The sequence below is a fragment of the Nocardia sp. NPDC041819 genome, from assembly GCF_055590505.1.
This window is the reverse complement of record NZ_JBVJAP010000010.1, coordinates 145,087-158,286: the sequence shown is the minus strand read 5'-3', so window position 1 is coordinate 158,286 and position 13,200 is coordinate 145,087. Positions and strand designations below refer to the sequence as shown.

The window sequence follows — 13,200 nt, the reverse complement described above, 5'->3', positions numbered from 1 at the left end:
GTACGGTGTGTTTCGCGACAGGTGGTTGTGACACACTGTGGGCAACCCCCGGAGTATCGGAGACGAACTCGATGATCGCTGAACCCGATGACGATGGTCATGTGCAATCCGTTGTCGCGGAACGTGGTCCGACCGTGCTACGCATCGCACTGGGCGGCCAGCTGCGCAAGCTCCGGGAGAAGAGGAACATCACCCGCGAGGCGGCGGGCGATGCGATCCGCGGATCGCACGCCAAGATCAGTCGACTCGAGCTCGGCCGTACCGGCTTCAAGGAACGTGACATCCGCGACCTGCTGACCCTGTACGGCGTCCACGATCCCGAGGAGCGCGAGTCGTTCCTCGAATTGGCCAGGCAGGCCAACGAACCCGGTTGGTGGCATCGCTACAGCGACCTGCTGCCGCAGTGGTTCGGTACCTACCTCGGCCTGGAACAGGCCGCGAGCAAGATTCGCACCTACGAGTCGCATCTTGTTCCCGGCCTGCTGCAAACACCCGAATACGCCAGGGCGGTCGTGGCGCTCGGGTACGAGGACGTCGATACGGAGCGGCGGGTCGCGGTGCGTCAGCGCAGGCAGGAAATTCTCTTCCGCGCGGATCCTCCGGTGGTCTGGGCGGTGCTCGACGAAGCCGCGCTGGTGCGACCGGTGGGTGGCACGGAGGTGCATCGGGAGCAGATGTTGCATCTGGTCCGGCTGGCGAAGCTGCCGAACGTGACGATCCAGGTATTGCCGTTCACCGCGGGCGAGCACGCCGCGGCGGGCAGCTCGTTCAGTATTCTGCGTTTCGCCGAGCCGGAACTCCCGGACATCGTGTACCTCGAACAGCTGACCAGCGCGCTGTATCTCGAGCGGCGACAAGACCTGGCGCTGTACCTGTCGGTGATGGACCGGCTCAGCGTGCAGGCCGAGCGTCCGGAGAAGTCGATCGAGATCATGGAGAAGTATGCCGACGGGCGCTGAGATCGCGCGATAGCGTCTCGCGGCCGGGAAATCCCCGATACGCCGAACGGCCACCTCCGGAATCGGAGGTGGCCGTTCGGTTGTGCTGTCCAATTGCTAAGCGGCGGTGGCCGCGGAAATGGTGTCTATCCGCGCCCGGCGTCGGCGGCATCGTGGTGGCTACGCGCCTGCGTCGGGCGACGCGACAAAGTGCTCGTGGCACAAGGCATTCAGCTATCCGCCGGTGCTCGGACGGCGGGGCTCGGGCCTACTGCCTGATGAAGCTGGAGGCAATTCGCCAAAATGTCGCGGGTTGCAATGTCTCGAGATCCCAATCGTCGGCCATCGCGTGCGCGGTGGTGACGATCCGGTCGATATCGAAATCGTGCCGAGTTGCCGCCCCGGTGGATTCGACGGCATCGATGACGTATGCCACGGCGGTTTCTCGGGAAAAGGCGGTATTGCTGTGGCCGCTGCGGGCCGTCGATGTGCTCATATGTCTACCGTTCGCTGGCTGGTCGGCCAGTGCGGTGTCGGTTGATCCGAACCGACCGCCGGTAAGTGGTAGTTCCATTCGAACGCCCCTGCTTGTCCGGCGGCGGCAAACCCACGGCGGCTTCGGCCTTCGGCTCGCCCACGCGGCCTTCCCTGGTGGTCCCCTGTAAAGCGTTGCGGGACCGAGTTTATGCCGCTGTACCTTTCAGATGCAAGCACATCTGCACGATCGATTGCACGTGCGCAGTGCGCATTTCGAGGCCGGAAGTTTGCGGATGTGGTGCCCGGCGCCGGAATTTCAGTCGCGGGCGAATAGGACGTCCGTGCTGTAATCGATCTGTGTACCCGGCTCGACGAATTGGTCCGCGGCGGCCCGCCAGGCCAGAAAATGTTCGGTGAAACGGTGCGCTTCCGCCGCCTCGTCATCGGTGTAGAGCTGGTAGAGGAAGAATCGGTGCGGATCCACTCGATCAGCGCAGATGTCGAAGCGCAGACAGCCGGGCTCGGTCCGTACGGAGGCTTCGGCGCTGCGGGATATGGCCGCGAGGAACTCGGCGCGAGAGCCGGGGCGGATCTTCATCGAGACGATTCGACTGAACACGGTTGTTCTCCCATCGTGACCGTTGCGGTCGATCGGCAAGGGCGGTGGCGAGCGACACGACAGCTCAGTCGGCCAGTTGCGCTATTGCCTGGCTAATCGGATCGCTGCCGGAAACGAGTTCGAGTGTCAGCTCGAAGGTGTGCGCGGCGGGCAGCAGTCCGGCCAGTACGGCCGCGACGTCGGCGCGGGGGACCTCGCTGCGCTCAACCGGGGGCGGGGCCAGAGTCACGAGTCCGGTGCCCGGGGCATCGACCAGCCGGCCGGGGCGCAGGATGGTCCAGTCGAGAGCTCTGCTGCGCAGATCGTTCTCGGCCTCGGTCTTGGCGTCTATATACGCCGCCCACACCTCGTCGGAACCGGGAGCGGGCGACGCGCCGGCGCCCATCGTGGAGATCTGCAGGAAACGGCGCACCCCGGTTCGCTCGGCCGTCTCGGCCAGCCGGACGGAGCCGCCCAGATCGACGGTGTATTTACGTTCGACGCCGCTGCCCTGCCCGGCGCCCGCGGCGAAAATCGCCGCGTCGCAGCCTTCCACGACGTCCGCCAGTTCGTCGGCGGCCGCATGCTCCAGGTCACACAGCACCGGCTCGGCGCCGGTGACGCGCACCTCGTCCGCGTGCTCGGGATTGCGGATGAGGGCGGCGACCTCGTGGCCGTTCGCGGTGAGCACGGGGGCCAGCAGCAAGGCGATCTTCCCGTGTCCGCCTGCGATGACGACGCGCATGGATCGCTCCTTCCGGTCGGGGCGGCGCCCGCGCTCAGCGCTCGGGGCCGCCGGGATTGCAGTGCGCTTCGACGGTGGCCGGATAGCCGACCGCCGGGCGCCAAGGTTCCAGGTTCCAGCTCGGTTTGTTCGGCTGGACCAGCCGCGCCCACGCCCAGTGACAGATGAACTGATCGCGCATGCCCGGTGCGTCGGCGTCCGTCGACCGGTCCACGACTTCCTGCCACGCCCGTTCGTCCGAGCCGGGGAAGGTGGTCTGCCGACCGGCCTGTGTGGGGAAGACGAGCAGTCGCGGGCCGTCGATCGTCTCGGTCCAGGTGACGTTATCGATCAGCGGCTGCCCCGCGTAAGGGTCGACGGACGGTATCGCGGCCTGCGCTGTCGTGATCGGCGACGCCGGGGCGCTGGAGGTGGTCGTGCGGCCGATATCCGCCGACGGCGTGGACGAATCGGCACCGCAGGCGACCACCGAGGCAAGCAGGCCCGTCGCGAGGAGCGCGGCCGCGCGACGCCGGGTGACGAGGCGATGCGGGTACCGCTGCGCCACGGTCGAGCCTCCTGTGTTCTCCTCGGCACCGCTTTCCGGCGTGATCACCCGAGCCTAGCGAGCCGGGGCGGCTCCGGCGAGACTCCCCGCCCGCGCCACCGAATGTGGTGGCTTGCCGGTGCGGCTCCAGCTGGGGATAGTCGGTCGGTGCGGTGTGGACGGATCATGGTGGGGGCGGCGGGCGTCGTGGTCTCGGTGACGGTCGCGTTGGCCGGCCCCGCGGGCGCTCGGGTGGGCGAGGCGCCGGGCACCGTGACGGACCTGATGGAGCTGGCGGGGCGGCTGCGTGTGGCGGGGGCGACGACCGCCGATCGGCTGACCTATTGGTCGCGTGGCCCGCGTGGGCCGATGCAGAGCACCGGAGTGCTGTATCTGCCCGAAGGCTCTCCGCCGCAGGGTGGTTGGCCGATCATCGCCTACGCGCACGGCACCTCGGGGATCGCCGACGAGTGCGCGTTCACGCTGCAACCTCGGGACTACTACCTGACGTCGGTGTACCCGGACCTGCTGCGCGCGGGATACGCGGTCGTGATCTCCGACTATGTCGGTCTCGGCACCCCCGGCGTGCACCCCTACCTGGACGGTCCGGCCCAGGCTCGCAGCATCATCGACGGCGTACGCGCCGCACGGGCGGTCGCACCCTCGCTCGGCACCCGCTGGGCGGTGTTCGGCCAGTCGCAGGGCGGGCACGCGGCGCTGTTCACCGCCCACCTCGCACCCGCCGACGCGCCCGAACTCGATCTGCGCGGTGCCGCCTCGACCGGGACGCCGTCGAACCTGGACGCGCTGTTCCCGCTGGCCGGGCCCTGGCTGCCGCGACTGCCGCTGCAGAAGACGACGACCTACTTCGGCATGCTGCTGGCCGGATTGCGCGCCAGCGCACCGGAGCTGGACATCGACAGCTACCTGACGCCGGTGGGCCGGGACGTCCTGCGCATCGTGGAGGCGGATTGCGCCGCCGAGGCGGACGCGCAGGTGGCGAGTATCGGCATCGGCGCCATGCTGTCGCGGCCCTTGGACGATCCGGCGTTGCTGGCCGCGGTGCGCGCGATGTTGCGGGTGCCGACGAGCGGCTACTCCGTTCCGCTGTATCTCGGCCAAGGGCTGACCGATCTGGAGGTGCCCGCGCCGTTGACGCTCGAGCTGATCGCGGAGCTGCGCGCCTCCGGCACCGATCTTCGGGTGGGCTGGTACCCCGGCGATCATCTGGGCGCGGCGCGGGAAGCGTTTCCCGACGCGCTCGCGTTCCTGCGCGGCGTGCTCGATCGGCCCTGACCTCGCGTACTCAGCGCCAGAGCGACCGGCACGGTAGCCTGCGCAGGCCGGGACGGACCTGGGCGTCGACGGTGACGGTGAGCCCGGCGTGTGCGGCGGCCGAGGTGAACTCCCACGCCTCGGTCCTGGTCGCGGCGTATTCGAGGACCAGCGCGTCCTCGGGGGTGGAGCCGTCGAAGTAGACGGTGATCCGCCGGGTCGGCGGATCCTGGGTGTCGTCGCGGTCGGCGAGTCTGCGCGCAGTGCCGTCCATGCCACCGTCTCCTTCCTGCCGGCTCGGCAGCCGTGCCGGTGGATCTGACGGTAAAGGGCCGCCACTGTTGAGAACATGTTCCAAGTTATCGGCTGGAAATGTCACAGAACGGACGCCGGGTGGTCGGGTACAGTCACCAGCCGGGGCGCACGACCGCCACAGGCCGGGCACCCGAAACTTGTGAATTGTCAACATGATCGCGTCGGGTGGTGCTCAGCGCAGGTGATGTTGCCGAGGATGAGTACAGCGTTGGACGATTCAGGAGGCACACGTCGATGAGTCAGGGCCCACGTTCGTTGGGTGGGGGAGTGGGACGACGGCGTCTCGCACATGCGATCGGAGCGATGGCCGTGGGCCTGGTGCTGGTCGCGAGCATGGCCGGCGCGGCGACCAGCGCGCCGCTGTACCCCGAACCCGATCCGGATCCCTTCTACGCGACACCCGCGGATATCGCCGACCGCAAGCCGGGTGACGTGATCGCGACCAGGGTGATGCCGCCGCTGGCGATCTTCCCGGAGACCACGGTGACCGTGGTCCGGTTCCGGTCGACGAGTTCGGAGGGTAAACCGATCGCCGCGACCACCACGGTGCTGACGCCCAAGGCGCATCGCACCGACGGGCCGCTGCTGTCGTTCCAGCACATCATCAACGGACTCGGCTCGGAGTGCTCGGTCTCCCGGGTGCTCTACACCGGTGACCCGAACCTCGTCGTGCGGGAAGCGCCGGGCTGGAACGTGCTGCTGGCGCGCGGCTGGAGCGTCGCGCTGCCCGATCACCTCGGCCCGAATTTCGCCTACGGCGCCGCGAAGCTCGGCGGGCAGATCACCCTCGACGGGATACGCGCCGTCAAGCAGGTCGGCGAACTCGGGGTGCAGCGCAGTCCGGTGGCGATGGTCGGGTACTCCGGCGGCGGGATGGCCACCGCGTGGGCGGCCGCCCTGCAACCGAAGTACGCCCCGGAGCTCGACATCGCCGGCGCGGCCATGGGCGGCGTGCCGATGAATCTCGTGAAGATGCTCGAGGGGCTGGGTTTGAACCCGCACCCGGTGTTCGGGCTCGCGTTCGCCGCCGGATTCGGGTTGGAGCGTGAGTATCCGACTCGCTTCCCGCTCAGCGAGCAGTTGAACGAACGGGGGCTGGCCGCCCGCGCGCAGATCGCCAACAGCTGCACCAACGACATCCTCTCGACGGGCGCGGGCCGCGGTGCGCTGGACTTCGCCAAGACGACCTCGATGATCAACGACGACACCGCGCGCGCCGTGGTCGAGGAGAACAGTCTCGAGCTCTACGACGGCGTGCCGAAGATGCCGGTATTCGAATGGCATTCGCCGATCGACGGTCTCATCCCGATCGACGCGGTGGTCAACACCGACAAGCGGTGGTGTGCGGCGGGAGCCAAGGTGCAGGCCGAGCAGATTCCGGTTCCGGACCATCTGACCGCGGCGGTGCTCGGCATTCCCGCGGCTCTGACCTGGCTGGACGCCCGCTTCCGAGGGGAGCCCGCGCCGAGCAACTGCTGAGCGACGATACGCGACCGGCCGAGCCGGGACCCGTTCTCCGGATACGGGTCTCGGCCCGGTTGTTGCGATATGGATACGCGACAACACAACTCGGATGCTTTACTGCGTCCAGCCATGGCCGCTGACGTAGCCTGACGTCCTGGCTCCCGGTCTGACAGGGGCCGATTCGGGGGTCGAAGGCCAGTGCGCCCGGGTGCCAGACGACGTTGCCGTTCGCACCCGAAGGCGTGTGCCATGAGAATTTCGCGTGCCATTGCTGTGGCTTTGCTCGCCGCCGGCTCGGCCCTGGCCGTCCCCGCTGCCGCGGAGCCCGCGCCCGCCCCACCGCCCGGCGGGCTCCTGCCCGGGCTGCAACAACTCATCGATCAGGTCATTCCGCCGCCGATCGCGCCGCCGCCTGAGCCGAGTTCGCCCACGCACGAGGCGACTACGCTGTCGCCGTCGCTGGCGGCGCTGCGCTCGGCCGCCCTGCCGTCGGCCGTCGGTGATCCGATGTTCGACCTGCGCCCGGCGAATCTCGACGAACTGTCCGAGGGGCAGGTCATCGAAATCCGTGACGTGAGCCCGACCACCGCACCGTTGATGCTGATGCCCATCCAGCGGGCACTCCTGATCAAGTACCGCACGACCGACGCGCACGGCGCGCCGTCGTATGCCACCGCCACGCTGGTCGTTCCCGCCGCACCGTGGCCGGGACCGGGGCAGCGGCCGGTGGTGGTGAACAACCTGCCCATCGACGCCCTCGGCCGTACCTGCACGCCCGGATACACTCTCGCGCACGGACTCAACCCGGACACCAGCTTCACCGATTTCCTGCCACCCACGACGCACGTGGCGGCGCTGCGCGGTTACGCAGTGCTGATCCCCGACCACGAGGGCCCGTCGATGGCCTACGCCGAGCCGATCGTGGCCGGGCACGCGGTGCTGGACTCGATCAGGGCGGTGCGCGATCTGTTCCCGGACGAGTTCGGCGCCGCGAAGTTCGGGCTCGCGGGGTATTCCGGCGGCGCGATCGCGACACACGGGGCGGTGAAGCTGATCGACGGCTACGCACCGGAATTGGCGGGCGTGATCGTCGGCGCCGCGCTCGGCGGCGTGCCCGCCGACTTCGAGATCCTGGCGCGCAGCATGAACGGCAACCTCGCCTCGGCAGTGTTCATGGGGGCGGTCTTCGGGATCGGCCGCGAGCGGCCGGAGATCCTGGCCGGGATGAACAATCTCGCCCAGTGGGTGGCCACCTCACCGGTGAAGAACATGTGCGGCAGCAGCTACGGCGCGATCGGTGTGCTGATGCTGCCGATCGACATCGCCGCGAACTTCCCCGATCCGCTGCATTCGGCGCTGGCCGCGGACATCTATCGGGTGACGAAGATGGCCGGCATGAGGTCGGCGACTCCGCTGTACGTCTACAACGGCGAGCAGGAGTTCTGGATCCCGGCCGAGGGCGCGCGCAATCTCTACGCGGAGCAGTGCCGCCTGGGGGTGCCCGCGGTGTACCGCAGTGTGCTCGGCGAGCACATCATCGCGGGTGCGCTCGGATATCCGGAAGCCATGGTCTGGCTCGACGACAGGCTGCGGGGAGTCCGGGCGCCCGACGAGTGCTGACCGGTTGACGGCGCGGTGAGGGCTCCGGTTAACACCGTGGGCCTGTGAGTGCGATCAACACTTGTCCCCTTCGGTTCGTATGCCCAGATCTGGCGAGAGTGCTGTGCGGTGTCGTCGCCGCTTCGGTACGGTGGGCCGGTCCGGGCGGGGTGACGCCCGAATTCCCGAGAGAGGCACATGAGCGACATCACGACCACCGCGTCCGAGCAGGCCAAGGCACTGGTGGGGCGGCACTACCGCCTGACCGACCCGTACGAGGTCGGTCGGGAGAAGATCCGGGAGTTCGCGCGAGCGCTGCAGGACGGCCATCCGGCGCACCGGCACGAAGACGCCGCCGGGGGACTGGGCTTCGACGGACTCGTCGCGCCGCTGACGTTCTCCTCGATAATCCTCATGTTGATGCAGCGCAAGATGTTCGAGTCCGTGCTCACCGGGTACGACCTCGGCCAAGTGCTGCAGACCGAGCAGTCGATCCAGATGCACCGGCCGATCGTCGCGGGCGACGAGGTGCGGTGCGACTCCTACATCGAGTCGTTCCGGCAGTTCGGCGACAAGGACTTCATGGTCACCAAGAACGTGCTGAGCAATCAGCACAAGGAGGTGTTGCAGACCGCGCACACCACGGCGGTGGCGCAGACCGGAGTCGAGCTCGCCGCCGATCTGCGCGCGGCGGTCGATGGCGTGATCATGACCGGGCAGTCGGCCGCCGACCGCGCGGACGCGGCGGCCGCGCGCCTGGCCGACGACGACGGCGGGCTGGTCGAGAGCTTCGATGAGCCGGCGCAACCGGACGCGGCCGCCGAGCCGCGCACGCCGCGTACCCTTCCCGCTTTCGAGGACTTGTCCGTCGGCATGGAACTCGCCCCGCGCACGGTGCTGGTGTCCCGTGGTGATCTGGTGAACTACGCCGGTGTGTCGGGCGATTCGAATCCGATCCACTTCAGCGACGAGGTCGCGCGCAGCGCCGGTCTGCCCGACGTGGTATCGCACGGTCTGCTGACGATGGGCCTCGGCGCCGGATATCTCACCTCGTGGCTCGGTGATCCCTCGGCCGTGACGCGATACGGCGTGCGGTTCGCCGGGTTCGCCCCGGTCCCGGCGACCAAGGCCAGCGCGATCGAATTCCACGGCCGGGTCAAGCAATTGGATCCGGATCGCCGCGCGGCCACCATCGCGTTGACGGCGACCTGCGGGGACCGGAAGCTGTTCGGTCGCGCGACGGCGGACGTGCTGCTGCGCTGAACCGTGCGGCGGCTCCGGCCTCCTCGTCCGGAGAGCGTGGGGCCGGTGCCGTCGCTCGGGCGTCCGAACCACACCGTGATCCGGTTCGGGCGTAGCCCTGTACGCCGGAATAACCTTCTCGCCCATCGAAGTTCGGTTCCTATCCCGGCCGGCGAACCCCGTGGCCCCGCGGCCCGGGGGTTTCGCGCGTACTGGGAGTAAATTGGCAGGCGGGTGTGCGAAGTCGGCCTGCAACACCGCGCGGTGTGCGACATCCGGTGACTGCCACCGGACGCGAGCAGAGTCCCGCTATCCCGTGCGTGATCTTGCGGATGTGCTTACACCTGCGCATTCGCGTCATCGGCGAAGGACTCGGTGCTGGAATGTGGACAGTGCGCATGCAAGACTGCGTACATGCGTGCTTCGGTAGTGCGGCCTCAAAACGAAACCATCGCTCGGGGAACGGCTCCCGCCGCCGAGGGCGGCCCGACCGCCTTACGGATGATCCTCGGCGGGCGGATGCGGCGGCTGCGGGAGGCATGCGGCATCTCGCTCGAGGAAGCGGGCGAGGCGATCCGCGGCTCGCATTCCAAGATCAGCCGATTGGAATTGGGGCGCACCGGATTCCGGGAACGGGATCTGGTGGATCTGCTCGCGCTGTACGGCGTCACCGACGAGGAGGAGTGCGCGGAATTCAAGCGGCTGGCGAAGCAGGCGAACACCTCGGGATGGTGGCATCGCGACGCCGACTGGCTGCCGAAGTGGTTCGACACCTACCTCGGGCTTGAACAGGCCGCCCAACTCATCCGCTGCTACGAGCCGCGGGTCGTCCCGGAGTTGCTGCAGACCCCCGACTACGCTCGCGCACTGTTCGTGCTCGCGCATCCGCACGAGGACGAGGAGTCGATCGAGCGGCGCGTGGCCCTGCGGATGCGCCGCCAAGAGATCCTGACCAGACCCGACCCGCCCCAGCTGTGGCTGATCGTCGAGGAGGCGGCGCTGCGGCGCAGGATCGGGGGATCGCAGGTGTGGCTGGCCCAGCTCGAGCACTTGCTGCGCGCCGCGGAGGCGCCGAACATCACGGTGCAGGTGCTCGCCGATCATGTCGGCGGCCCGGCGCTGTCCGACGGCGCGTTCGCCATGCTGCGCTTCGCCGAGGCGGATCTGCCCGACATCGTGTATCTCCAGCAGCTCACCGGTGCGCTGTACCTGGACAAAGACGCCGATCTCGCCGCCTACCGCGCCGTGGCGAATCTGCTGTCGGTGCACGCCGCGCCGCCCGAGTACACCCGCGACCTCATCGCGGCGTTGCGCGAGCGCGAGCCGCGCATCGTGGAGCTGCCGTCCGGCCACGGCTGACCGTCAGGCGCGGCGACGAGCCCGGCGCAACGACGAATACCCAGCGGTACAGGGACTTTCGACCATAGATAACGACTGGGTGAACATGACAGACTCGGGGCATGCGTCCTTCGAAGGAACGACAGGCGAGCGATTCTCCCGGGCCCGGCGGTCATCCGGTGTCCGGCGGCGGGCCGACGGTCCTACGCATGGTCCTCGGCGGCAGGCTGCGCCGCCTACGCGAGTCCCGGAATATCACCCGTGAGGCGGCCGGTGACGCCATACGCGGGTCGCATTCGAAGATCAGCAGGCTCGAGCTCGGGCGCACCGGTTGCCGGGAACGGGATCTGGTCGACCTGCTCGACCTCTACGGGGTGACCGATCCCGGGGAACGGGAGCGCTACCTGGAACTGGCCAGGCAGTCCAATGCGTCGGGGTGGTGGGCGCGGGACAACGACTGGCTGCCGAAATGGTTCGACACCTACCTCGGGCTGGAACAGGCGGCGCGCTTGATCCGCAGCTACGAACCGCGAGCCGTTCCGGAACTGCTGCAGACGCCGGAGTACGCTCGCTCGTTGCTCACCCTGTCGCATCCGGGGGAGCCGGAGGATTCGATCGAACGTCGTGTCGCGCTGCGCATGCGCAGGCAGGACATCCTCGCCGGTCCGCACCCGCCCCAGTTGTGGATGATCATCGAGGAGGCCGCGCTGCGCCGCAGGATCGGCGGCTCGACCGTGTGGCGCGCCCAGCTCGACCACGTGCTGCGCGCGGCCGCTCAGCCCAACGTCACCATCCAGATCCTGGCCGACCATGTGGGTGGCCCGGCCCTCACCGACGGGGCGTTCACCATCTTGCGTTTCGCCGAGGCGGATCTGCCCGACATCGTCTATCTTCAGCAGCTGACCAGCGCGCTGTATCTGGACAAGATCGCCGACCTGGATGTGTACTACGCGGCGCTGAACCAACTTTCGCTGCTGGCCCCTTCGCCGCAGCACTCCCGGCAACTGCTCCAGGTCTTGCGCGACGGCGTGCCGCCGACGGTCGACGAACCGGTGGACCACCCGCGAGGGTGACCGGAACGCGCACCGCGGCACGCCGCATTCGCGCGCCGGAAAGAACTCCCTCGCCGCCCGCTCCATTCTGGATTCAGCGCGCCCGAATCGGGCATTTCCTGTGCGAGATGATCCGCATGCCGGGAAGGGCCGAATATTGTCCCATTGGGACAATAGGGAGTAAGCTGTGTGTATGAGCGACGACGGTGTCGGTCTGGACGGCCGTCGGCTGCGCACCCGGCGCAGCCGCGAGGCGTTGTCGCGCGCGGCGTTCGACCTGCTCACCGAGCGGGGGCTGGAAGCGGTGGCCGTCGAGGACATCGCGGTGCGGGCCGGTGTCACCCGGCGCACGTTCAGCAGGCATTTCGCCTCCATCGAGGAGGCGATTCTCGGCGATGTCGATCAAGACGTCCACCTGTTCAACGAGGCGTTGTGCCGTCGGCCGCCGGGCGAGCCGCCCCTGATCGCCTACCGCAACGCCGTGCACGACTGGCTCGCCACCGAGTACGGCGGCGCGCGCGCGTCTCTGCTGGCCCGTCGCTGGGCTTTGTTCCAGCGCTTCGAGGACGAACCCGAACTGTTCGCCGGCTATCAGCGCATCCGCATCGATGGGCAGCGCGAATCGGTCCGGATCATCGCGGCGCGGCTGGGGGTGGATCCGCTGACGGATCCGCGTCCGGCGGTCGCCGTAGGCGCCGGCGCGGGCATGCTGCTCGCGGCGCTGCAGAGTTGGGCGGCAGGCCCGGATCCGATGGGTCTGCCCGGCCTCGTCGAAGAGTTCTTCGACACCCTCGTCACCCTCACCACCGAATTCCGTAACGAGGAGTCACCGTCATGTCTACCGGGTCGGTGAACATGTACCGCCGCACGTGCCGCCGCGTCGGCCTGGATCGAAATCCGCTGCGCCGCAGGGAAGACCGCGTGCAAACCGGGGTCGCGGTCCTGCTGGCCCTGGTGTTCCTGATCGTCGTGCCCGTGCTGGCGGTGACCGTCGGCGGCCGGGTGTACCGGGTGGAGACGGCCGCGGTGCAAGCCGAGACGGCGCGGTTGCATCAGGTCGACGCGACCGTGATCGAAACCGGGAAGGCGCCGCTGTACGCGCCGGTGGTGCCCGCGCGCGTGTCCTGGAAAGACGCCGACGGCGTGACCCACACCGGCGACTATCAGTCGACCACGGTGGTGGAGCCGGGTTCCGCCGTGCCGATCTGGCTGAACGAGCGCGGTGCGATCGTCGAGCCGCCCTCGTCGTCCCAGCCTGCCAGCAAAGCGGTGATGCTCACCGCGGGTGCGGTGCTCGGCGTCTCGATCGTGCTCGGGGGAAGCTACCTGTTGCTGCGCCGCGGCCTCGATCGGCGGCGGCTGCGCCGGTGGGAAACCGAATGGGTAGCCGCCGACCTCACTTGGGGGCACGGCTGAGCCCTGGTGCGGCGTGCCCGCCGGGCGAGGGTAGGGAACACGCGCAGCGGGCACGTCGCGTGCCGGACGGCAACGCGGCGAACGAAGCGGCCCGGCACTGACCTGAGATTAAGGCATCGGCGTGCCGGGCGGCCCCGTTCGGCGCGGATCGTCGGAGATCCCATCATGTAGACCCGGTTACGTTGTGACACAACATAACCGGAGCCGGGTGGCGT

At 68.5% G+C, this 13,200-nt stretch carries 14 protein-coding genes; 9 read left to right on the top strand and 5 right to left on the bottom strand.

The features are described from left to right. Window positions 1-71: 71 nt before the first annotated feature. The gene (locus tag ACZ6DL_RS25995; protein ID WP_466054920.1) at window positions 72-959 is read left to right on the top strand and encodes a helix-turn-helix domain-containing protein; all 888 of its coding nucleotides are present in this window, start codon (window positions 72-74) and stop codon (window positions 957-959) included. A gap of 247 nt (window positions 960-1,206) precedes the next feature. Here ACZ6DL_RS25995 and ACZ6DL_RS25990 read toward each other — a convergent pair whose 3' ends face one another. The 4 genes from ACZ6DL_RS25990 to ACZ6DL_RS25975 all read right to left on the bottom strand — a co-directional run bounded on the left by ACZ6DL_RS25990 (window position 1,207) and on the right by ACZ6DL_RS25975 (window position 3,305). Next, entirely contained in the window at window positions 1,207-1,434 is a 228-nt protein-coding gene (locus tag ACZ6DL_RS25990; RefSeq protein ID WP_040866587.1) for a hypothetical protein, read from the bottom strand. A gap of 297 nt (window positions 1,435-1,731) precedes the next feature. Then, window positions 1,732-2,034 carry a putative quinol monooxygenase gene (locus ACZ6DL_RS25985; RefSeq protein ID WP_040866588.1) on the bottom strand — a complete coding sequence of 101 codons (303 nt, stop codon included), beginning with the start codon at window positions 2,032-2,034 and terminating at the stop codon, window positions 1,732-1,734. 64 nt (window positions 2,035-2,098) lie between these two features. Continuing rightward, on the bottom strand, window positions 2,099-2,758 hold the full coding sequence (locus tag ACZ6DL_RS25980; protein ID WP_466054917.1) for an SDR family oxidoreductase: 660 nt from the start codon (window positions 2,756-2,758) through the stop codon (window positions 2,099-2,101). Between the two features lie 34 nt (window positions 2,759-2,792). Beyond that, window positions 2,793-3,305 (bottom strand): DUF2599 domain-containing protein, encoded by a 513-nt coding sequence (locus tag ACZ6DL_RS25975; RefSeq protein ID WP_466054915.1) that lies wholly within the window; start codon window positions 3,303-3,305, stop codon window positions 2,793-2,795. A gap of 165 nt (window positions 3,306-3,470) precedes the next feature. Between ACZ6DL_RS25975 and ACZ6DL_RS25970 the strand changes: the two genes are divergently transcribed. Next, on the top strand, window positions 3,471-4,580 hold the full coding sequence (locus ACZ6DL_RS25970; protein WP_466055121.1) for an alpha/beta hydrolase: 1,110 nt from the start codon (window positions 3,471-3,473) through the stop codon (window positions 4,578-4,580). 10 nt (window positions 4,581-4,590) lie between these two features. Here the strand turns inward: ACZ6DL_RS25970 and ACZ6DL_RS25965 are convergent, their stop codons facing one another. After that, window positions 4,591-4,833, bottom strand: coding sequence for a hypothetical protein (locus tag ACZ6DL_RS25965; RefSeq protein WP_393238588.1), 243 nt, complete (start codon window positions 4,831-4,833; stop codon window positions 4,591-4,593). Window positions 4,834-5,177: 344 nt separating this feature from the next. On the opposite strand from ACZ6DL_RS25965, the gene ACZ6DL_RS25960 reads away from it, so the two are divergent. From ACZ6DL_RS25960 to ACZ6DL_RS25930, 7 genes are all read left to right on the top strand, one after another. Next, on the top strand, window positions 5,178-6,353 hold the full coding sequence (locus ACZ6DL_RS25960; protein ID WP_466054913.1) for a lipase family protein: 1,176 nt from the start codon (window positions 5,178-5,180) through the stop codon (window positions 6,351-6,353). Between the two features lie 234 nt (window positions 6,354-6,587). Then, window positions 6,588-7,958 (top strand): lipase family protein, encoded by a 1,371-nt coding sequence (locus ACZ6DL_RS25955; RefSeq protein ID WP_466054911.1) that lies wholly within the window; start codon window positions 6,588-6,590, stop codon window positions 7,956-7,958. Between the two features lie 177 nt (window positions 7,959-8,135). Next, window positions 8,136-9,200 carry a fused (3R)-hydroxyacyl-ACP dehydratase subunits HadA/HadB gene (locus tag ACZ6DL_RS25950; protein WP_466054910.1) on the top strand — a complete coding sequence of 355 codons (1,065 nt, stop codon included), beginning with the start codon at window positions 8,136-8,138 and terminating at the stop codon, window positions 9,198-9,200. 393 nt (window positions 9,201-9,593) lie between these two features. Then, entirely contained in the window at window positions 9,594-10,538 is a 945-nt protein-coding gene (locus ACZ6DL_RS25945; RefSeq protein ID WP_466054909.1) for a helix-turn-helix domain-containing protein, read from the top strand. A 101-nt stretch (window positions 10,539-10,639) separates the two neighbouring features. Beyond that, entirely contained in the window at window positions 10,640-11,590 is a 951-nt protein-coding gene (locus ACZ6DL_RS25940) for a helix-turn-helix domain-containing protein (RefSeq protein WP_466054907.1), read from the top strand. A 172-nt stretch (window positions 11,591-11,762) separates the two neighbouring features. Further along, on the top strand, window positions 11,763-12,422 hold the full coding sequence (locus ACZ6DL_RS25935) for a TetR/AcrR family transcriptional regulator (protein WP_466054905.1): 660 nt from the start codon (window positions 11,763-11,765) through the stop codon (window positions 12,420-12,422). Then, window positions 12,404-12,985, top strand: a complete 582-nt coding sequence (locus tag ACZ6DL_RS25930; protein WP_466054903.1) for an Rv1733c family protein — start codon at window positions 12,404-12,406, stop codon at window positions 12,983-12,985. Before ACZ6DL_RS25935 ends, ACZ6DL_RS25930 begins: the two co-directional genes overlap by 19 nt. Window positions 12,986-13,200: the final 215 nt, after the last annotated feature.

Coding starts and splice junctions, on each gene's coding strand:
- ACZ6DL_RS25930 (WP_466054903.1), top strand. CDS start 12,404: ATGTCTACCGGGTCGGTGAACATGTACCGCCGCACGTGCCGCCGCGTC.
- ACZ6DL_RS25970 (WP_466055121.1), top strand. CDS start 3,471: ATGGTGGGGGCGGCGGGCGTCGTGGTCTCGGTGACGGTCGCGTTGGCC.
- ACZ6DL_RS25960 (WP_466054913.1), top strand. CDS start 5,178: ATGGCCGTGGGCCTGGTGCTGGTCGCGAGCATGGCCGGCGCGGCGACC.
- ACZ6DL_RS25950 (WP_466054910.1), top strand. CDS start 8,136: ATGAGCGACATCACGACCACCGCGTCCGAGCAGGCCAAGGCACTGGTG.
- ACZ6DL_RS25980 (WP_466054917.1), bottom strand. CDS start 2,758: ATGCGCGTCGTCATCGCAGGCGGACACGGGAAGATCGCCTTGCTGCTG.
- ACZ6DL_RS25965 (WP_393238588.1), bottom strand. CDS start 4,833: ATGGACGGCACTGCGCGCAGACTCGCCGACCGCGACGACACCCAGGAT.
- ACZ6DL_RS25990 (WP_040866587.1), bottom strand. CDS start 1,434: ATGAGCACATCGACGGCCCGCAGCGGCCACAGCAATACCGCCTTTTCC.
- ACZ6DL_RS25995 (WP_466054920.1), top strand. CDS start 72: ATGATCGCTGAACCCGATGACGATGGTCATGTGCAATCCGTTGTCGCG.
- ACZ6DL_RS25955 (WP_466054911.1), top strand. CDS start 6,588: ATGAGAATTTCGCGTGCCATTGCTGTGGCTTTGCTCGCCGCCGGCTCG.
- ACZ6DL_RS25935 (WP_466054905.1), top strand. CDS start 11,763: ATGAGCGACGACGGTGTCGGTCTGGACGGCCGTCGGCTGCGCACCCGG.
- ACZ6DL_RS25945 (WP_466054909.1), top strand. CDS start 9,594: ATGCGTGCTTCGGTAGTGCGGCCTCAAAACGAAACCATCGCTCGGGGA.
- ACZ6DL_RS25940 (WP_466054907.1), top strand. CDS start 10,640: ATGCGTCCTTCGAAGGAACGACAGGCGAGCGATTCTCCCGGGCCCGGC.